At 59.1% G+C, this 17122-nt stretch carries 13 protein-coding genes; 10 read left to right on the plus strand and 3 right to left on the minus strand.

Features of this window, described 5'->3' with window-relative positions; genetic code table 11:
• Positions 1-12 precede the first annotated feature (12 nt).
• The 10 genes from glgA to POR16_RS13430 all read left to right on the plus strand — a co-directional run bounded on the left by glgA (position 13) and on the right by POR16_RS13430 (position 14064).
• Positions 13-1605: a glycogen synthase GlgA gene (gene glgA, locus POR16_RS13385; RefSeq protein ID WP_005894132.1), complete on the plus strand. Its 1593-nt coding sequence runs from the start codon at positions 13-15 to the stop codon at positions 1603-1605.
• Positions 1606-1620: 15 nt separating this feature from the next.
• Entirely contained in the window at positions 1621-3435 is a 1815-nt protein-coding gene (gene treZ / locus POR16_RS13390; RefSeq protein ID WP_005894131.1) for a malto-oligosyltrehalose trehalohydrolase, read from the plus strand.
• The gene (gene malQ, locus POR16_RS13395) at positions 3425-5503 is read left to right on the plus strand and encodes a 4-alpha-glucanotransferase (protein WP_005894130.1); all 2079 of its coding nucleotides are present in this window, start codon (positions 3425-3427) and stop codon (positions 5501-5503) included. Before treZ ends, malQ begins: the two co-directional genes overlap by 11 nt.
• Entirely contained in the window at positions 5500-8283 is a 2784-nt protein-coding gene (locus POR16_RS13400; RefSeq protein WP_122381168.1) for a malto-oligosyltrehalose synthase, read from the plus strand. Before malQ ends, POR16_RS13400 begins: the two co-directional genes overlap by 4 nt.
• Before the next feature lie 17 nt (positions 8284-8300).
• Positions 8301-8681: a DUF2934 domain-containing protein gene (locus POR16_RS13405; protein ID WP_005894127.1), complete on the plus strand. Its 381-nt coding sequence runs from the start codon at positions 8301-8303 to the stop codon at positions 8679-8681.
• 158 nt (positions 8682-8839) lie between these two features.
• The gene (gene glgX / locus POR16_RS13410; protein WP_005894126.1) at positions 8840-11023 is read left to right on the plus strand and encodes a glycogen debranching protein GlgX; all 2184 of its coding nucleotides are present in this window, start codon (positions 8840-8842) and stop codon (positions 11021-11023) included.
• Positions 11020-12033, plus strand: coding sequence for an acyl-CoA dehydrogenase family protein (locus POR16_RS13415; RefSeq protein WP_005894125.1), 1014 nt, complete (start codon positions 11020-11022; stop codon positions 12031-12033). The genes glgX and POR16_RS13415 overlap by 4 nt, the downstream gene beginning before the upstream one ends.
• 12 nt (positions 12034-12045) lie before the next feature.
• The gene (locus POR16_RS13420) at positions 12046-12819 is read left to right on the plus strand and encodes a PIG-L deacetylase family protein (RefSeq protein WP_005894124.1); all 774 of its coding nucleotides are present in this window, start codon (positions 12046-12048) and stop codon (positions 12817-12819) included.
• Positions 12816-13442: a class I SAM-dependent methyltransferase gene (locus POR16_RS13425; protein ID WP_005894123.1), complete on the plus strand. Its 627-nt coding sequence runs from the start codon at positions 12816-12818 to the stop codon at positions 13440-13442. The genes POR16_RS13420 and POR16_RS13425 overlap by 4 nt, the downstream gene beginning before the upstream one ends.
• The gene (locus tag POR16_RS13430) at positions 13411-14064 is read left to right on the plus strand and encodes a glycosyltransferase family 2 protein (protein ID WP_005894122.1); all 654 of its coding nucleotides are present in this window, start codon (positions 13411-13413) and stop codon (positions 14062-14064) included. Before POR16_RS13425 ends, POR16_RS13430 begins: the two co-directional genes overlap by 32 nt.
• A 6-nt stretch (positions 14065-14070) precedes the next feature.
• Here POR16_RS13430 and POR16_RS13435 read toward each other — a convergent pair whose 3' ends face one another.
• From POR16_RS13435 to POR16_RS13445, 3 genes are all read right to left on the minus strand, one after another.
• Positions 14071-15111: an alpha/beta hydrolase family protein gene (locus POR16_RS13435; RefSeq protein ID WP_024691161.1), complete on the minus strand. Its 1041-nt coding sequence runs from the start codon at positions 15109-15111 to the stop codon at positions 14071-14073.
• 349 nt (positions 15112-15460) lie between these two features.
• Entirely contained in the window at positions 15461-16069 is a 609-nt protein-coding gene (locus POR16_RS13440) for an FMN-dependent NADH-azoreductase (protein WP_005894119.1), read from the minus strand.
• A 73-nt stretch (positions 16070-16142) separates the two neighbouring features.
• Entirely contained in the window at positions 16143-17102 is a 960-nt protein-coding gene (locus POR16_RS13445; protein ID WP_005894118.1) for a LysR family transcriptional regulator, read from the minus strand.
• Positions 17103-17122 lie beyond the last annotated feature (20 nt).

A 17122-nucleotide genomic window follows, 5' to 3' on the forward strand; every position in this document is an offset into this window, starting at 1 on the left:
GGGGAAAAATCGATGATTAGCGCCGCTGTCAAAACCCAGAAGGGAGAGAGTTTTAACCAGCCAGTTGGCGAGCTGACTCATCTGCCTGTCTTCACTGCCAGCAGCCTTCCATCGCTGCAACTGCCGGCTTCGCCTGTCAAACCGGCCTTGTCTCAGGTCAACAGGCGTAAAGTGCTTTTTGTAACATCGGAACTGGCTGACCTGGTGAAGACCGGAGGCCTGGGTGATGTGTCTGCCGCGCTGCCGCGAGCCATGCGCCACCTGCACGATGTACGTGTTCTGATTCCAGGCTATCCGCAGGTTATTAATAGCGGGAACCCGATTCACATCATCAGCCAGCTGGGCGGACACGCCGCACTGCCGCCTTGCAAGGTCGGTCGCATGGACATGAAGGACGGCCTCGTCATTTATGTGCTGATCTGCCCGGAACTGTACGAGCGTGAGGGCACGCCATACGCCGACAGCACTGGCCGCGACTGGGCGGACAACCATATCCGTTTCGCTCGTCTGGGCCTTGCAGCTGCAGAGTTCGCGGCCGGCGAAGTAAAAAGCCAGTGGTGTCCTGAACTGGTGCACGCGCATGACTGGCCAGCGGGCCTGGCGCCTGCCTACATGCGCTGGCGCGGGCAGACCACCCCCAGCATCTTCACCATTCACAACCTGGCCTACCAAGGGACTGTGAGCACCGCTTCGAGTCGCGAACTGGGTATTCCAGATGAAGCGATCACGCCGGAAGGCATGGAATTCTACGGCCAGCTGTCGTTCATCAAGGCCGGCATGGCGTTCGCCAGCCACATCACCACTGTAAGCGCCACATACGCCCAGGAAATCACCACGCCTGAGTTCGGCTGCGGGCTGGAAGGCTTTCTGCAAAGCAAGGCTGACAAAGGCCAACTCAGCGGAATCCCCAACGGAATCGATGAAAGCTGGGATGCCTCGACAGATGAACACCTGATCTGCCATTTCGCGCCCAATGAGTGGACGCGAAAGGAAATCAATGCCGACTACGTTCGCGAATTGTTCGAACTTGACGCCTCCTCCGGCCCGCTGTTTGCCGTTGTCTCACGACTGGTTTTTCAGAAGGGCCTGGACCTGACCATTGGCGTCGCCGAACACATCGTCAACAACGGCGGCCAGATAGCGATCATCGGCCGTGGCGAGCCCGAGGAAGAAGAAGCGATGCGCGAACTGGCTGCTCGTTTCCCGGGGCGCATCGGTGTGCGTATCGGCTTCAATGAAACCGACGCTCGACGCATGTTCGCCGGCAGCGATTTTCTGCTGATGCCTTCGCGCTATGAACCGTGCGGCCTCAGCCAGATGTACGCACAACGCTTCGGCTCGTTACCTGTGGCACGCAATACCGGCGGCCTGGCAGACACCATCGAGGATGGCGTCACTGGCTTCCTGTTCAATGAATCCACGGTCGAGAGCTACATCGGCGCGTTGAATCGCGCGTTTCACGTTTTTCAATACCCGGAGCTACTCAATGCCATGCGCTGCCGTGCCATGGCCGCTCCCTTCAACTGGCATCAGGCCGTAGAGCCTTACGCAGAGCTGTACCGTGACCTGTTGAAGAAAAATGTGAGTATTTCCAGCAACTACTAGGTTAAGGATTAATGGATGCCCCTGCGTACAGACGATAACTGGCGCCACGGCGCCGTTTTGTTGGACTCCGAAAACACCCGGTTTGCCCTCTGGGCACCGGATGCCTCACAGGTAAGCGTTGAACTGCAGGATGGCCAGTCTTTGGCCATGGAGCCGAAGCCGCAAGGCTGGTTCGTTCTTGAAACCCGCTGCAAGGCGGGTACTCGATACCTCTTCAAAGTCGATGGCACGCTCGAAGTGCCAGACCCGGCATCACGCTCGCAGGCCGACGACGTGCACTCGCACAGTGTCGTCGTCGACCCGAACGCCTATTCGTGGCAAAACACCTCATGGAACGGCCGTCCGTGGCATGAGGCTGTCATCTATGAACTGCATGTAGGTACGATGGGTGGCTACGCCGGCGTCGAGAAACATCTTCCACGCCTCGCAGAGCTGGGCATCACTGCCATCGAACTGATGCCGCTGGCGCAGTTTCCTGGCGACAGAAACTGGGGCTACGACGGCGTTCTTCACTACGCACCGCAGTCCTCGTACGGCACGCCGGAACAGCTCAAACACCTGATCGACACTGCCCACGGCCTGGGTCTGATGGTGATTCTGGATGTGGTGTACAACCATTTCGGTCCGGACGGCAATTACCTGGGTAGTTACGCCAAAGAATTCTTCCGCAGTGACCTGCACACGCCTTGGGGCGATGCGATTGATTTCCGACGCCCGCAAGTACGCGACTTTTTCGTCGACAACGCACTGATGTGGTTACTCGAATACAGAATCGACGGGCTGCGCATGGATGCCGTACACGCCATACGCGACGAAACCTTTCTGCCTGAGTTCGCCACCAGGGTTCGCGGGCAGATAGAACCGTCCAGGCATGTGTGGTTGAACCTGGAAAACGAATTCAACCAGGCCAGCCTGCTCGAAAAGGGCTTCGACGCACAGTGGGACGATGACGGGCACAACACCCTGCACGTGCTGCTGACCGGCGAGACCGATGCCTATTATTCGGACTTCGCCCAGGAGCCGACGCAAAAACTCGCTCGTCTGCTGAGCGAGGGGTTTGTCTACCAGGGTGAAGCCACTCGTCACGGGCACACGCGTGGCGAGCCCAGCGGGCACCTTTCGCCAAGCGCCTTCGTGCTGTTTTTGCAGAATCATGACCAGATCGGTAATCGCGCACTGGGCGAGCGCCTGCCACAGCTGTGCTCGCCTGCCGCGCTGAAAGCGGCGACCGCCCTGCTGCTGCTCTCACCGATGATCCCCCTGATGTTCATGGGCGACGAGTGGGCAGCGAGCGAGCCCTTTCTGTTCTTCACCAGCCACCACGGCGAACTGGCCGACGCGGTACGTGAAGGTCGTCGCAAGGAATTTGCCGACTTCGCTGCGTTTGCAGACCCGGAAAAGCGTGAACATATTCCTGACCCCAACGATATCAAGACCTTCGAGGCATCACGCCCGGCCTTTGCCGCAGTGGACCTGGAAACCGATATCGGCCTGGATCACCGCAGCTGGGTCGACTTTTACGCGATGCTGCTGGCCCTGCGTCATCAGGAAATAATCCCGCGGCTGCCCGGCGCATGCTTCCTGAAAACCGACATTTTGGGCGACAAGGCGGTCAGCGCTCGCTGGACGATGGGCGATGGCAGTGTTCTGCGCATCGACCTGAACCTGAGTGAAACAGCCGTCGCTGTGACCCTGCCGCCAGAGAGCCGCCTGATTTTCTCCAGCTCCGATAAATCGTCCGAACTTTCCTCGCAAGGCATCCTCAATCCATACACGGCCATTGTCAGCCTGAAAGCAAGTGATGTTCTGGAGGAACAGGATGAACAATGAGCAATTGGAGAGGCTTGCGACGGAAGCAGGCTTGTCGGTGCATTGGGTCGACGCCAACGCTCGGCCACAGACCGTAAGCCCCGATGTACTGCGCAAGGTTCTCGAAGCGCTGGGCTACCCGGCTGAAAGCGGCGAGGCTATTGACGCCAGCCTGCAACGTTTGCAAAACGCCAGTCACGGCAGCAGCGCCCCGCCACTGCTGACGGTGGATCAGGACACTAATCTGAACCTGTCAGAATGGTTTGCGCCGGAAACGCCCTTCACCTTGCACCTCGAAGATGGCGCGTCAATGGATGCAAGGCTGACGGCAAATGGCGAATTGCCTGCACTGGCACCGCCCGGTTACCAACAGCTGGAAATTGCCGGGCAGCACTTGACCATCGCGGTTGCACCAAAGACTTGCTACAGCATGGCAATGGCCACCCAGGCAGACAAGCCTCGCGGCTGGGGCCTGACGGCTCAGCTTTATAGCCTGCGTCGAGAAGGTGATGGCGGTTTTGGCGACACCGAGGCACTCGAGACGCTCGTGCGCTCTGCTGGCGAGCGAGGTGCCGATGCTTTAGGCATCAGCCCTATCCATGCGATGTTTGCCAATGACACGCACCGTTACAGCCCTTATTCGCCATCGAGCCGCCTGTTCCTCAACAGCCTGTATGCCTCCCCCGGCGCCATCCTTGGCGAGCGCGCGTGGCGTCAGGCGATCGAAGATGCCGGTGTTGGCGAAGAAATGAAGCGTCTCGAGTCGCTGTCGCTGATTGACTGGCCTGCCGCTGCCTCTGCCAAATGGAAGGCGCTTCATGCACTTTACGATGTGTTCAGTGCGAGCGATCACCCCTTGCATGAGGACTTCAACAGCTTCCGTCACAGTGGCGGTGAAGCGCTGGAAAACCACTGCCGCTTCGAGGCGTTGCTTGCAGAGTCGTCGACATTGGCTATCGGCAATAACTGGCATGAGTGGCCGGACCGCTTCAAGGACCCACGCGGCGCTGCCGTGGCCGAGTTTGCCAAGACTCATGGCGAGCAGATCAGCTTTCATGCCTTCGCCCAATGGCTCATAGCAAGAGGCCTGGAGCGCGCACAGGATGCCGCACGCAGCAGCGGCATGCGTATCGGCCTGATCGCCGACCTGGCGGTGGGTGCCGATGGCGCGGGAAGTCAGGCCTGGAGTCGTCAGGATGAGCTACTGTCGGCTCTGACGGTTGGTGCTCCGCCCGATATTCTCAACCGTGCAGGGCAAAGCTGGGGGATTTCCGCGTTTTCTCCGGACGGCCTCAAACGCAATGGTTTCCGTGCCTTCATCGAGATGCTGCGTGCCAACTTTGCCCATGCGGGCGGGCTGCGTATCGACCATGTCATGGGCCTGCAACGTCTGTGGGTCATTCCGCAGGGCTCGCCGCCCAGTGAAGGGGCTTATCTGAATTTCCCGCTGGATGACATGCTGCGGCTGTTGAGCCTGGAATCCTGGCGGCACAAGGCAATCGTGCTGGGTGAAGACCTCGGCACAGTGCCCGAGGGTCTGAGCGACAAGCTAAGCGCGCGGGCCATTCTGGGCATGCGCGTGCTGTTGTTCGAACAGAACAATGGCCAGTTCAAACCTGTTCTCGACTGGTCCGACCAGGCGCTTGCCACTACCAGTACTCACGACTTGCCAACGCTGGCAGGCTGGCTCAGCGAGCTGGATATCGAATGGAATGCCCGACTGGGCCATATCGACGATCAGCACGAATCTCAATGGCGTGAAGAACGCCTGCGAGAATCCCAGAGCTTGCGCCGTGCATTGAGCCAGAGCGTCGACGATTTGCCAGCCGACAGCGAAGCTCCGGATCAGATCATTGATGCGAGCACGCGCTACATCGGCCACACCCGCGCGCCGCTGGTACTGCTGCCAATGGAAGATGCGCTGGGCGTCGAGGAACAGGCCAACCTGCCTGGCACCATCGACAGCCACCCGAACTGGCGCAGACGCCTTCCCGGCAATGCGGCCTCCTTGCTAGACAACCCGAATGCTGCTCGACGACTGGAATTGCTGTCCCAATCCCGGCTGCAAGCTGCGGAGCGTGACCGATGAAACGTCCACTACAGCCTTTGCGTGCGACCCAACGCCTGCAATTCCACAAGGATTTCACGCTGGACGACGCGGTGCCGCTGGTGCCGTATTTCGCCAGCTTGGGGATCAGTCATATTTACGCCTCACCGCTGCTCAAGGCGCGTGCCGGTTCGATGCACGGCTATGACGTGGTCGACCCGACAGTCATCAACCCCGAACTGGGCGGCGAACCCGCCCTGCTGCGTCTGGTGGCAACCTTGCGCGAGCACGGCATGGGGCTGATTCTCGATATCGTTTCCAACCACATGGCCGTCGGCGGCGCCGACAACCCATGGTGGCTTGATTTGCTGGAATGGGGGCGTCGCAGCCCCTATGCAGACTTCTTCGATATCCAGTGGAATTCGCCAGATCCGTTGCTGGAAGGTCAGTTGCTGCTGCCGTTCCTGAGCAGTGATTACGGCACGGTGTTGCAGGCCGGAGAAATTCCGCTGCGCTTCAACGCCGAGCAGGGTTCGTTTTATATCGAGCACTATCAGCATCACTTCCCGATCTGCCCACTGACCTATGATTCACTGCTTCAGTCAGTCGACCACCCGCAGTTGAAGGAAATGAGCGAACGCTTCGCCACCCTTGCGCAGTTCCCTCAGGCTTATGAGCGGGCGCGTCAGGCCAAGGCAGAATTGGCCGAGCTTGCAAAGGATGCGCAGGTTCTGAAAGGCATCGAGGGCATCTTCGAATACTTCGACTCTAGCCAGCCTGAGGGCTTCAAGCGCCTGCATCAGTTGCTGGAACGCCAGCACTACCGTCTGGCCAGTTGGCGTACTGCCGGCGATGACATCAATTGGCGGCGTTTTTTCGACATCAACGAGCTGGGTGGCCTGCGGGTCGAGCGCCCGCAGGTGTTCGAAGCCACTCACGGGAAAATCTTTCAACTGGTCGCCGACGGTCTGGTCGATGGCTTGCGCATCGATCACATCGATGGGCTGGCCAACCCGCGAGGCTATGGCCGCAAGCTGCATCGCCGGGTCAAGAGCCTGTTGAAGCAACGCCCTGCTGAAGCGCAGATCGAACATTTGCCGATCTTCGTCGAAAAAATTCTTGGCCCTGACGAACCGCTGCGCGAAGACTGGAGTGTCGATGGCACCACCGGTTACGAGTTCATGAATCAGGTCTCGTTGCTGCAGCATGACCCCAAGGGCCATGAACCGCTGGGCGAGCTGTGGAGCCGCCTGTCCGAGCGCACCGCCGACTTTGATCAAGAAGTGCTGATTGCCCGCGATCTGGTGCTGCATGGCACCCTGGCAGGTGACTTCGAGAACGTCGCGCAATCTCTGTTGCAAGTCGCTCGTAGCGACCTGATGAGCCGTGACCTGACATTGGGGGCGATCCGCCGTGCGTTGCTGGCGCTGGTTGTGAACTTCCCTATCTATCGCACCTACATTTCGGTATGCGGCCGGTCCGAGCAGGATGACCATTACTTCCAACAGGCAATGGAAGGCGCTCGTACCACCTTGAATGAAGGTGACTGGCCGGTGCTGGACTATCTGGCACGCTGGCTGGGCGGAGAATCGTGGCGCAAACTGCCTCGCGGCCATCTGCGCAAGCTGTACAAGAATGCATGCGTGAGGTTCCAGCAACTGACCTCCCCCGTTGCTGCCAAGTCGGTTGAAGACACCTCGTTCTATCGTTCCGCAGTACTGCTGTCGCGCAACGATGTGGGCTTTCATCCGCAGCATTTCAGTGCGCCGGTCGAGGATTTCCATAAGGTTTGCCTTGAGCGTCTGGAGAAATTCCCTGACAACCTGCTGACCACTGCGACACACGATCACAAACGTGGCGAAGACACTCGCACGCGCCTTGCTGTGCTGAGCGAATGCGCCCCGTGGTATGCAGAACAGGTCGAGCGCTGGAGACAACTGGCTATCCCCCTCAAGGGTGAAGAGCCTGCGATCAGCGCAGGCGACGAACTCATGCTTTACCAGGCCCTGCTGGGCAGCTGGCCACTGGATCTGGAAGGCGAAGCCGCTCACGAAGCCTATGCACAACGTATGGTCCAGTGGCAGGAAAAAGCCTTGCGCGAGGCAAAACTGCACAGCAGCTGGAGCGCCCCGAATCAGGCCTATGAAACAGCTTGCCGCGAGTTCCTGCAGCGGCTTCTGCTTGCTCCGGAAGCACTGGGGCTTCGTCAGTCGTTGAGCGCAACCGCCAATCGTATTGCTACCGCGGGCGCGCTCAACAGCCTGGCGCAAACCTTGCTACGCTTAACAGCACCGGGCGTCCCCGACTTGTATCAGGGCACCGAGTATTGGGATTTCAGCCTGGTAGACCCGGACAACCGGCGTCCAGTGGATTATGCAACCAGACAGAAGTCGCTGGCACAAGACATCAGCGCAGCTGAACTGCTGGAGCACTGGCAGGATGGCCGAATCAAACAGGCGTTGATTGCCAGGGTATTGAACCTGCGGGCCGATCATCCAACACTTTTCAGCGAGGGGAAATATATCCGTCTGGAAATAAAGGGCAGCCACGCTGATCAGGTGATGGCGTTTGCCCGAGAGACGCAAGGAGTGCGCGCAATCATAGTAGTCCCACGCATAAGCAGTGAACTATTGGGTACTGCACAAACTCCATTGATTAATGCTGCCAATTGGGGCGACACGCGGATTGTGGTGCCGTTTGCCGATTCCGGTACTCACTGGAAGGGGCTCTTTTCTGACGTTGTCGCGATGAATGACCGGGAAATACCGCTCAATGCAGCGCTTGAAAGATTTTCCGTCAACTTGCTTATTCAAACTACGTAATAGCTGGGAGTCTCGACATGAGTGCAGACGAAAAAAGAATTCGCGATTTCGCTTATCAGATCTGGGAATCGGAGGGCAAACCTTCCGGTCATGATGAGCGTCACTGGGAAATGGCGCGCAAACTGGCGGAAGCCGAGGCACTGGCACCCAACAAGTCAACTGTGCGCAAATCGGCCAAGCCGAAGCTGCCTGAAGTAGACAGCGCCAAGGCGCCAGCAAAAGGCCCAGCCAAGCCGGTTGCGAAGTCCGCTCCAGCCAAGCCTGCAGCTCCGAAAGCCAAACCTGCTGCAAAGGCGGCTCCCAAGCCTGCGCCAAAGGCTAAACCGGCGCCAGAGGCTGCCAGCGATGCACCTGCAAAACCTGCTGCCAAGAAGCCGCGCAAATCGTCTGATTCTTGAAACTCTTCTGGCCGTACTCCGGTCAATTGTTGCGGGTCTCGCTCTGATAAGAGCCGAGGCCTGCCGCCACTCCACTCGTTATATTTAATGTTGGAGCCCCCACGGCTTCGATAGCGGTCTCGGCTGCTCAGAAAACCATTCGACGTCAGGAAGTCACCATGAATACGAAGTCCACTACCGCGGCAGATGACAGCTCCGCTCAGCATGACAATCCTGCCAGTACCCCGACGCGCATTCGTGAGGGGCTCCCCTTCCCCCTTGGTGCGAGCTGGGACGGGCTGGGCGTCAACTTTGCCTTGTTCTCCGCGAACGCCACCAAGGTTGAGCTGTGCCTGTTCGATTCGACCGGCGAAGTAGAAATCGAACGTATCGAACTTCCGGAATACACCGACGAGATCTACCACGGCTATCTGCCCGATGCGCACCCAGGCCTGATCTACGGCTACCGCGTCTACGGCCCTTACGATCCGAAGAACGGCCATCGCTTCAACCACAACAAGCTGTTGATCGACCCGTACGCCAAACAACTGGTCGGCGAACTGAAATGGTCAGAAGCACTGTTCGGTTACACCATTGGCCACCCCGATGGCGACCTGAGCTTCGATGAACGCGACAGCGCGCCATTCGTGCCGAAAAGCAAGGTTATCGACGAGGCCTACACCTGGGGCCGCGACCAACGTGTCGGCACGCCTTGGGACAAGACCATTTTCTACGAGACCCATGTGCGCGGCATCACCATGCGCCACCCTGAAGTCGCCGAAGAGCTGCGTGGCACGTTTGCCGGTCTGGGATCGGCACCTGTCGTCGAGCATATTCGCAAGCTGGGCGTGACCTCCGTAGAGCTGCTGCCGATCCATGCGTTCGTCAACGATCAGCATCTGTTGCAAAAAGGCATGACCAACTATTGGGGCTACAACAGCATCGCGTTCTTTGCCCCGGACCCGCGTTATCTGGCGAGCGGCAAGATTGCCGAATTCAAGGAAATGGTCGCGCACCTGCACCATGCCGGGCTGGAAGTCATTCTCGACGTGGTCTACAACCACACCGCAGAAGGCAACGAGCTGGGCCCTACCCTGTCGATGCGCGGTATCGACAATGCCTCATATTACCGACTGATGCCGGACGACAAGCGTTACTACATCAACGACTCCGGTACCGGCAACACGCTTGACCTGAGCCATCCTTGTGTCCTGCAGATGGTTACCGACTCCCTGCGTTACTGGGCGTCGGAAATGCATGTCGATGGTTTCCGCTTCGACCTGGCAACCATTCTGGGTCGCTACCACGACGGCTTCGACGAGCGCCACAGCTTCCTGGTTGCGTGCCGTCAGGACCCTGTACTGCGTCAGGTCAAACTGGTCGCAGAGCCTTGGGATTGTGGCCCGGGTGGCTATCAGGTCGGTGGTTTCCCGCCGGGCTGGATGGAATGGAACGACAAGTTTCGCGACACCGTGCGTGCGTTCTGGAAAGGCGACGAAGGCCAATTGGCCGATTTCGCTGCGCGCATGACTGCGTCCGGCAACATGTTCAACCAGCGCGGTCGTCGCCCTCAGGCCTCGGTGAACTTCATCACCGCTCATGACGGCTTCACGCTGCACGACCTGGTTTCGTACAACGACAAGCACAACGAAGCAAACGACGAAAACAACCAGGACGGCAGCAACAACAACCTGTCCTGGAACCATGGCGTTGAAGGTCCGACTGAAGATCAGGACATCAATACTCTGCGCCTGCGTCAGATGCGCAACTTTTTCGCCACCCTGTTGCTGGCACAAGGCACACCGATGATCGTTGCCGGTGACGAGTTCGCCCGTACCCAGCACGGTAATAACAACGCCTACTGTCAGGACAGCGAGATTGGCTGGATCAACTGGGATCTGGACGAAGACGGCGAGGCGCTGCTCAAGTTCGTGACCCGAGTGATCAAGCTGCGTCAGAGCTACCCGATCCTGCGTCGCAGTCGCTTCTTGGTCGGCGATTACAACGAAGAAATCGGCGTCAAGGATGTCACCTGGCTCGCCCCGAATGGCGAAGAGATGAGCGTAGAGCAATGGCATGATGCCAATGGTCGCTGCCTCGGCATGCTGATGGATGGCCGCGCACAGGAAACCGGGATTCGTCGTCCGGGTGCTGACGCCACATTGCTGTTGGTAGTCAATGCACACCACGACGGCGTCAACTTCACGCTGCCGGAGGTGCCTGAAGGCACGCATTATGAGTGCCTGATCGACACCAATCAGGACGATGCACGCAACAAGGAGCAATTTGCGTTCGGTTCGGAATACACCGTTACCCCACGTTCACTGCTGCTGTTCGAACTGAAGCACGAAGATCCGCAATGACCGATGCCTTGAGTGAGTTTCTCGACTGGCGCAAGCATGGCTATGCCGATACGCGTGCGCTGGGCGAGTGCTTGCAGGCATTGGTCAGAGAAGGTCTGGATCAGCTTCCCCTGCCTGCCGGTGGTCAGACACTTGAGCGCTGGCAGGCGCTGGCCTGCGTGGCAGGCCACGACTTGGGGTTGTGCAAGTTGTATGAGGGGCATACAGACGCCTTGGCTATCATGGCGGAACTGAGTGCCCCGCCCCCCGAACAATTCAGCACCTGGGGCATGTGGGCGGCAGAGCCACCGCAGGCACGGGTGAACATCAACGGCTCGGGCGATTCGATTCGCCTGACCGGTCGCAAGGCATGGTGCTCTGGCGCAAATGTGTTGAGCCATGCGTTGATTACTGCCTGGGACCAGGAAAATCGCCAGCAACTGGTCGCCGTAAGGCTCCAGCAGCCCGGCGTACACCTGACGAACGAGGGCTGGCGTGCCGTGGGCATGGGCGCGACCGGAAGTATCGAAGTGGTGTTCGACCAGGCACACGGCCAATTGATCGGCGCACCGGGAGGCTACCTGGAGCGACCCGGTTTCTGGCAGGGCGGCATTGGCATAGCGGCTTGCTGGTACGGTGCGTCCCGCTCGATCGCCCAACGCCTGCTCGCACAGGTCAGCAAGCGTGAAGAGCCCCATGCGCTCGCGCATCTTGGTGCGGTGGATGTTGCGCTCACAGCGGCAATCGACGTGCTGCGCGCTGCCGCCGTGCATCTGGACCAAGCACCGACTGAAAACGCCGAAGTGCTCGCCAGACGCTGCCGTGCCTATGTCGAGCAGGCTGCGGATCTGGTGATTCAGCACGTAGGCCGCGCAGTCGGCGCTGGACCTTATTGCAAGGACGCACATTTTGCCCGCCTGATGACCGACCTGCCGGTGTTCCTGCGCCAGAGCCATGCCGAACGCGACCTGGAAGCGTTGGGTCAATTGACAGGTGCCCGACTGCCTGCCGCGCAAACGTGGTCATTGTGAGGATGCCAGCAAATGAGTGAAGGCTTTTTGGTCAGCGACGATTCCGCCGGTCAGGGCACTCCCCTGGCGGCGTGGAATGCGTCCGCAAAACTTCGTGAGTTGGCGGTCATCACTGCAGACTTGTTGGTACCGCCCAATTGCCGGGCCGTCATCATAGCTCCGCACCCTGACGATGAGGTATTGGGCTGTGGCGGTCTGATGAGTCAGTTGGCACAGCTGGAGCGCAAACTGCTGGTTATCTCGGTCACTGACGGCACCGGCAGCCACCCAGGGTCAACGCTCTGGTCTGTCGAGCGCCTGGCTGAAATGCGCCCTCAGGAAAGCGCCGAAGCGCTGCATCGTCTTCAGGTTCCCGCCGAGCAGCTGGAATGGGCGCGAGGCGGTTTTCAGGACGGCGCGGTAGCTGACGAGGAAGATCGGCTGGTTACGTTCCTAGAGCAGCATCTGGGGCCAGCCGATGTGGTATTTGCCACATGGTCGGGTGACGGCCATGGCGATCATGAAGCGGTTGGTCGGGCCAGTGCCAGGGCCTGTCTGGCGAGCGGTGCGCAACTGCATGAATTCCCCGTCTGGGCCTGGCATTGGGCTGACCCGGAAGACTCGCGCCTGCCATGGGAACGCGCACGCAAGCTGTTGCTGGACCCGATGACACTGGCCCGCAAGCGCCATGCAGCCCAGGCGTTTGTCAGCCAGCTGGAGGGGGACCCAGGCATCGGCCTGTCGCCCGTGCTGCCTGCCGCGGTTCTCGAACGACTGCTGCAACCTTTTGAGGTGGTGTTCACATGAGCGTGGCCGACAGCTACTTCGACGAGCTGTTTCGCAATAACGATGACCCTTGGGCGTTCAAACAGCGCTGGTACGAGCGGCGCAAGCGTGCCCTGACAATGGCCGCCCTACCCCGCGAACATTACCGTGCGATATTCGAGCCTGGCTGTGCCAATGGCGAGCTCAGTGCAGCCCTTGCGGCGCGCTGCGACGCGCTGGTGTGCTGCGATACGTCGAGCCTGGCGGTCGATCTGGCGCGGCAGCGTCTGGTGGCACTGCCCCACGCCACTGTCGTGCAGGCGCGTCTGCCGCATCAGTGGCCGCAGGGACAGTTTGATCTGATCGTGTTCAGCGAACTGGGGTATTACCTTGACGTCGATGATCTCAATCGTCTGATCGATTGCGCGCTGTCGGCCCTGGCACCTGACGGTCAATTGCTCGCCTGCCACTGGCGTCCCGATATAGAAGGCTGCCCGCTGAATGCACAGGCCGTCCACGACATCCTTGGCAAGCGGTTAGCCATGCACCGGCTTTTCAGTCATCACGAACAGGATTTCTTGCTGGACCTGTGGAGTCGTGATGAAACCTCCGTAGCAGAACAGGAGTTCTCCCATGATCGGCATTCTGATTCCGGCGCACAATGAAGAGCAACTGCTCGGCCTGTGCCTTGAAACGGTCATGCAGGCTGCAGCTCACCCGGACCTGAAAGGCGAACGGGTTGAAGTATTGGTCGTTCTCGACAGCTGTACGGACGGTTCGGCAGACATCGCACGAGCATACGGCGCGATGACCCTTGAAATTTCGGCGCGTAACGTAGGCCAGGCGCGCGCCGAGGGCGCTGCCGTTCTTCTCGACAGAGGCGCGCGCTGGCTGGCCTGCACAGATGGCGACAGCACCGTGGCCAGTGACTGGCTTGCCGAACAGCTGGCGCTGGATGCCGACGCAGTATGCGGAACCGTGATGCCGGGCGACTGGAACAGTGGTATTTCGATTGCGGCCCAAGCGGCTTACATAGAGCACTATCAGCACCGCGATGGCCATCGGCACATTCATGGGGCCAATCTGGGAGTGAGTTCGATAGCCTACGTCAGCGCGGGCGGTTTCCCTTCGCTGACCTGCCACGAAGATGTGCACTTGGTTCGCCAGCTGGAATCGATAGGTGCGCGGATAGCCTGGAGCTGCCGCCCGCGTGTCACCACCAGTACCCGCCTGGACTCGAAGGCCAGGGGCGGGTTTGGCGATTACCTGCGATCGCTGGACGCCTGAGGGGCGTTATAGATGACCGGCTGTCTGCATACCAGAATGATCGGGGTCGGCAGAGTTAAGCGCAGCACTGAAAAACTTTACAGCCTCGGCGCTCAGGTTGCGATGAATGTCCTCGCGGTCTACGCCGTCAGGGTCATTGCACAATAAAGGTGCGCTTGACCTTTGTTCGTCACTGCACGGTGCCATGAAAACAAAGTGCCCTGCCCCTGCCAGCAACTTGTATTCCGGAGCCTGGGGCAGTTTGCGCGCCAGAGCTTCTGCGTTCCTGTCCAGCGCCAGCAACTGATCGTCATCACCCGCGTACATCAGCACCGGAACATGTACATCACCCAGCGTGTGACGGCCGAACATCAGCGTTAGCGGCGCCATCAGCATCAGCGCACCAACCCTTGGGTCAGCCTGCGCATGCAGGTCATCACGATCTGCCACCAGCTCACCCTGAGTCTTGCAGGCGTCGCGATCCAGCGGTCGCTCAAGGCAATATCGGCGCAGGCGCTGCAAGTCAGGTTGCGCACCAGCCAGAATCAGCGCGGTTTCGCCACCGGCGGAATAACCGATAACCCCCACCTGACGGGCATTGAGATAAGGCGCAAGCATTGGATCTAACAAAGCCGTGCTGATCGCTTCGGAGATCTGCAGCGGACGACCATAAAGATTGCTCAAGCTGCCCAAACGGCTATGGTCGCGATCATTGTCGCCCGGGTGTACCACGGCAACCACCACGAACCCCTGACGGGCCAACGAAGTGGCGAGGTCATGCAACGCCAGAGGCGTGCCGGTATTGCCGTGGGAAAGCAGCAGCAGCGGGAAACGACCCATGGCGATGGGTGCGTCTTCGCTGGCGTCGACGCGGTAGCCCTGGAGGATGCTCGTCTGTTCGCTGCCCGTTGACGGATAAAAGGCAATGGCCTGCACAGGCCGCGAATCCAGCGGGTCGGGGAAACTTAACTCGTGATAACCGGCACTCCAGGACTCGTCAGCCTGGGCGTAAACAGGAATCAGGCTGTCGAGCAGGCAAACCAGCATCACTGCACAAAGACGTACCATGGCAAGGCCCAACCTTTGCAATTCCGGCAACTCGTCCGGACAGTCCGTTATGCGCTTGTGTCGAGCATCATGCTCCAGCGCGCCGCTCTCACTCAAATGAGAGTCTTGAAAACTGAAATAGTGCACAAGCCGGGCCACAATCTGTTTGCCTCTGCTGCGCACTCTCGAATTGCTCGTTAATCAGTTGGAAAACAGGTCAATCAGACGACAGCTTAATACTGCAAGCCCGCAATTACCTGTAAGAAAGCTGTCAAGGTTTCAGCCACTCGCGCTTCACATAATAAAAAACTCCACAACCATGCGCAAAACCGTGCGCGGACTGTGGAGCTTTTATGCAATGCATGATGAATCAGGCAGCGAAAAGCTCGCTGTCGATCTGCTGTCTGGCGGCTGCCATCGCATTGGTACGAGGCTCTTCACCATAAGCAAGACCGTGGGCACGGACGAATTGCAGATCGGTAATACCGATGAAGGCAAACAGTGCCTTGAGCAGCTCTTCATGACCGGCGCCGGTTGGCAGCCCTTGATGCAGGCCGCCGGAGGTCGACACGATAATGACTTTCTTGCCGCCGCACAGACCTTCAGGGCCGGCTTCGGAGTAGCGGAAAGTGCGCCCGGCGACAGCGATGCGATCAATCCACGCCTTCAACTGCGATGGGATGCTGAAGTTGTACATCGGCGCGCCGATTATCAGCACATCGGAATCGAGAAACTGCTGCAGGGTGGCTTCGTTGCTATCAACTTCCTGCTGCTGGGCGGCGTCTCGGGCCTCTACCGGAGTGCCCGCTGCAGCAAGGCTGGCAGCAGAAAAATGCCCAAGCGCTTCGCTGGCCAGGTCGCGATAGGTCACTTGGCTGTCGGCATGGGCGCGTTGATAAGCCTGAGCAACTTCATGGGTCAATTGACGCGACGCGGAATGGTCGCCGAGGATACTGGAATCAAGGTGCAGGATTTTCATGACGGGCTTCCCAAATGAGTGTCGCCGTTGAGCGATCAAGTGGGAGCATCCTACCTGTGATCTTAATGATTGATTAGCCGCCCTTAACGCGACTGTTCGTTCTATTTAAAGAACAATAGATAGATTCCGGGTTCTGCGTCAGCTCCTTGAACGAGCTCTCGAATTCGTTCAGCAAGCCCCTTACGGCTGGTAGCAGACCTCGTCGCGAGACGAACACCGCGTGCAAAATGCCGCATTTGGGACGATGCGCATCGAACAGTTCCACCACACGGCCCTGCTGCAAGGCCTCTCTGACCAAAATTTCCGGCAACTGCGCCACACCGACGCCCTGCAAAACTGCCTGCAGTATGGCGTCCAGATCCGAGCTCACCAGCCGCGGTACGTGTCGCACTTCGACATAGTGACCTGGTCCGTTTTCCAGCAGCCAGCGGTGCTCCGGCGTGGAAGATGGCACATCCAGACTGGGCAACCTGGCCAACTCGTCGAATGACGCACCTGCCGGGATCAGTGCAGCCAGATCAGGGTGTGCTACCAGCCGCTGTGCGCTATGGCCAAGCTGTTTCACCACCAGACCGTCATCTTCCAGCGGCGGAAAACGTACCCGCAACGCGATGTCGATGTTCTCGGCCAGCGGATCGACACGCCGGTTGGTGCTTTCAATATTTACCTGCACTTTGGGGTGTGCGGCCATGAACCGGGCAATGGACTCGTTGATGCCCATGGCGGCCATGGCTGGCGGACAACTGATGACCACCCTGCCCTGAGGCTCGGATTTTGAACGCTGGATGGCCTCTTCTGCGGCTTCAGCCTCGACCAGCATCGCCACGCAATGCCCATAGTAATCGCGTCCGCTTTCGGTCACCGCAAACTTGCGGGTCGAGCGGTGAATCAGCGTAACGCTCAGGCGCTCTTCCAGCCCGGCGATGCGCCGACTTAGTTTGGACTTGGGAATCCCCAGCTTGCGGCTAGCAGGCGCAAAGCCTCGACATTCGACCACCTGGACGAAATAAAACAGATCATTGAGATCGAACACCCGGCCACCTCGCTTCAAGA

This window comes from Pseudomonas coronafaciens pv. oryzae str. 1_6, assembly GCF_000156995.2.
GTDB lineage: Bacteria > Pseudomonadota > Gammaproteobacteria > Pseudomonadales > Pseudomonadaceae > Aquipseudomonas > Aquipseudomonas tremae.

Coding starts and splice junctions, on each gene's coding strand:
- POR16_RS13420 (WP_005894124.1), top strand. CDS start 12,046: ATGAGTGAAGGCTTTTTGGTCAGCGACGATTCCGCCGGTCAGGGCACT.
- glgX (WP_005894126.1), top strand. CDS start 8,840: ATGAATACGAAGTCCACTACCGCGGCAGATGACAGCTCCGCTCAGCAT.
- malQ (WP_005894130.1), top strand. CDS start 3,425: ATGAACAATGAGCAATTGGAGAGGCTTGCGACGGAAGCAGGCTTGTCG.
- POR16_RS13440 (WP_005894119.1), bottom strand. CDS start 16,069: ATGAAAATCCTGCACCTTGATTCCAGTATCCTCGGCGACCATTCCGCG.
- POR16_RS13435 (WP_024691161.1), bottom strand. CDS start 15,111: ATGGTACGTCTTTGTGCAGTGATGCTGGTTTGCCTGCTCGACAGCCTG.
- POR16_RS13400 (WP_122381168.1), top strand. CDS start 5,500: ATGAAACGTCCACTACAGCCTTTGCGTGCGACCCAACGCCTGCAATTC.
- POR16_RS13405 (WP_005894127.1), top strand. CDS start 8,301: ATGAGTGCAGACGAAAAAAGAATTCGCGATTTCGCTTATCAGATCTGG.
- treZ (WP_005894131.1), top strand. CDS start 1,621: ATGCCCCTGCGTACAGACGATAACTGGCGCCACGGCGCCGTTTTGTTG.
- POR16_RS13415 (WP_005894125.1), top strand. CDS start 11,020: ATGACCGATGCCTTGAGTGAGTTTCTCGACTGGCGCAAGCATGGCTAT.
- POR16_RS13425 (WP_005894123.1), top strand. CDS start 12,816: ATGAGCGTGGCCGACAGCTACTTCGACGAGCTGTTTCGCAATAACGAT.
- POR16_RS13430 (WP_005894122.1), top strand. CDS start 13,411: ATGATCGGCATTCTGATTCCGGCGCACAATGAAGAGCAACTGCTCGGC.
- glgA (WP_005894132.1), top strand. CDS start 13: ATGATTAGCGCCGCTGTCAAAACCCAGAAGGGAGAGAGTTTTAACCAG.